Annotated in this window: 1 protein-coding gene; it reads left to right on the forward strand. The window is 71.4% G+C overall.

What is annotated here, in order from left to right:
- Window positions 1–2,216 (forward strand): beta-ketoacyl synthase N-terminal-like domain-containing protein (locus tag DEH69_RS19205; RefSeq protein ID WP_258534774.1); only part of this gene is annotated, 2,216 nt, incomplete at both ends.

A 2,216-nucleotide genomic window follows, 5' to 3' on the forward strand; every position in this document is an offset into this window, starting at 1 on the left:
TCCGCGAGGCGGTCCGCTTCCATGACGCCACCGAGCAGCTGCGCGCCGATGGCGTCGGCACGTTCCTTGAGATCGGCCCCGACGGCGTGCTCTCCGCCCTGACCGACGGCATTCCCCTGCTCCGCAAGGACCGCCCCGAGGCCGAGTCGCTGCTGACGACGCTCGCCATGGCGTTCACCCGGGGCGTCACCGTTGACTGGGCCTCGTTCTACGCGGGAACGGGCGCCCGCCACGTCGACCTGCCCACCTATGCGTTCCAGCGTCAGCGCCACTGGTTCGACGAGGACACCCCCCCCGCCCCCGCCCCCACGGCCGATGCCGCCGCACCCGGCGCGCTGACCCACGAGGAAGCGCTCGAACTGGTCCGCGCACAGGCCGCGTTGGTCATCGGCACCGCCCACCCTTCGCAGATCCCCGCCGACGGGACGTTCCGCGACCTCGGCTTCACATCCCTCCTGGGCATCGACCTCTGCGCGCTGCTGAACAACGCCACGGGCCTCCGCCTCCCCAACACCCTGATCTTCGACCACCCCACCCCACGGGCCGTGGCCGACCTGCTCTCCGCCAGCCCCGAAGGCGCCGCGGCACCCGCCGCCGCGCCCGTGGCCCTGGGCGATGACGAGCCGATCGCGATCGTGGCGATGGGCTGCCGCTACCCCGGCGAGGTCCGCTCGCCCGAAGACCTGTGGAAGCTGGTCATCGGCGAGAAGGACGCCATCACTCCCTTCCCCGTGGACCGGGGATGGAACGTCGAGAGCCTTTACCACCCCGAACCCGGCCGCCCCGGCAAGACCTATGTGCGCGAGGGCGGATTCCTCCACGACGCCGCCGACTTCGACCCGGCCTTCTTCGGGATCTCGCCCCGCGAGGCCCTGGCGATGGACCCTCAGCAGCGGCTCCTCCTCGAAACGTCGTGGGAGGCGTTCGAACGCGCAGGGATCGACCCCGCCACCCTGCGCGGCAGCCAGACCGGCGTCTTCGTCGGCGCGATGGCGGGGGACTATGGCCCCCGACTGCACGAGGCACCCGAGGACTTCGGCGGCTACCTGCTGACCGGCACCACCGCGAGCGTTGCCTCGGGCCGCCTCTCCTACACCTATGGCTTCGAGGGCCCCGCCCTCACCGTCGACACCGCGTGCTCGTCGTCGCTGGTCGCCCTGCACGTCGCCATGCGGGCGCTGCGCCGTGGCGAGTGCTCCCTCGCCCTCGCGGGCGGTGTCACCCTGATGTCCACTCCTGGCATCCTGGTGGAGTTCTCCCGTCAACGCGGCCTCGCGGCTGACGGGCGGTGCAAGCCGTTTGCCGAGGCCGCCGATGGAACGGCCTGGGCCGAGGGCGCCGGAATGCTGCTGATCGAGCGGCTGTCCGACGCGCGCCGCAACGGCCACCCGGTGCTCGCGGTCCTGCGCGGCTCGGCCGTCAACCAAGACGGCGCCTCCAACGGTCTGACCGCGCCCAACGGGCCTTCCCAGCAGCGCGTCATCCGTGCCGCCCTCGCCGACGCGGGCCTGACGACCGCCGATGTGGACGTGGTGGAGGCACATGGCACGGGAACGACCCTGGGCGACCCGATTGAGGCCCAGGCGTTGCTGGCCACCTATGGCCAGGGCCGGGACGCCGAACGGCCGCTGTGGCTGGGCTCGTTGAAGTCCAACATCGGCCACACCCAGGCCGCCGCGGGCGTCGCGGGCGTCATCAAGATGGTGATGGCGATGCGCGATGGCGTGCTGCCGCGTTCGCTGCACGTGGACGCGCCGTCGTCGCACGTGGACTGGTCGTCGGGCGCGGTCGCGCTGCTTGTCGAGTCCCGTGCGTGGACGACGGAGGGGGTGCGTCGGGCGGGCGTGTCGTCGTTCGGTGTGAGCGGGACGAACGCGCATGTGATTGTCGAGCAGGCTCCGGTGGATGAGGAGTCTTCGGCCGGGCGTGTGTCCGTCTCGGGCCCTGTGCCGCTGGTGATCTCGGGTCGTTCGGAGGCGGCGGTGCGTGAGACCGCGCGTCGGCTGGTGCCGTTGGTGGGTGAGTTGGATGCCCGGGATATGGCGGCGACGTTGCTGTCGCGCCCGTTCCTTGAGCACCGTGCCGTCATCGTGAATGGTGACCTTGACGCGGTCACCCGCGGCGAGCTGGCCGTGGGCGTGGTCGAGGGTGTGGCACGCCCTCGTGGTCGTGCGGTGTTTGTGTTTCCGGGTCAGGGTTCGCAGTGGGTGGGGATG

Source organism: Streptomyces sp. PT12 (genome assembly GCF_003311645.1).
Taxonomy (GTDB): domain Bacteria; phylum Actinomycetota; class Actinomycetes; order Streptomycetales; family Streptomycetaceae; genus Streptomyces.